General features: G+C 66.2%; 1 pseudogene. It reads right to left on the bottom strand.

Annotated features, from left to right (window positions below):
- Positions 1 to 488: pseudogene (locus NFJ07_RS25675) on the bottom strand (alpha-glucan phosphorylase); the annotation flags it as partial.

Raw genomic sequence — 488 nt, forward strand, 5'->3', positions numbered from 1 at the left:
GCTTTCAGCCGGGCCGGGTCCCGGAGCATCAGGGTCAGGCGCTTGTAGGTGGGCACCCGCCGGGCGAAGCCGATCGTGAGGACGTCCGGGTCCAGCACGGTATCGGTCCAGCCCAGCTCCGCATCGGCCGCGCCGCGCTTCTTCCACGAAGATCGCAGGCGCTTGCGCACATCCTCGACCAAAGCAGAACGCAACTCACGTCGCAGGCCCCACAGCTCGGCATCGTCCACGTCGTAGATCTTGTCCCAACCGGTGGCGTCCACGTCGGTGCTGCCGAAGTACTTTGCAGCCAGCCTGCTCATCTTCGGATCGATCCAGGTGGGAACGTGGACGCCGTTGGTGACCGAGGTGATGGGGATTTCGGAGTGGTCGAAGCCTGGCCAGAGCCCGGAGAACATCTCGCGGGAGACTACGCCGTGCAGTTTGGCCACGCCGTTGGCCCGCTGCGCCAGGCGCAGGCCCATGACGGCCATGTTGAAGACCGCGGG

Source organism: Arthrobacter sp. B2a2-09, from assembly GCF_027587375.1.
Classification (GTDB): domain Bacteria; phylum Actinomycetota; class Actinomycetes; order Actinomycetales; family Micrococcaceae; genus Arthrobacter.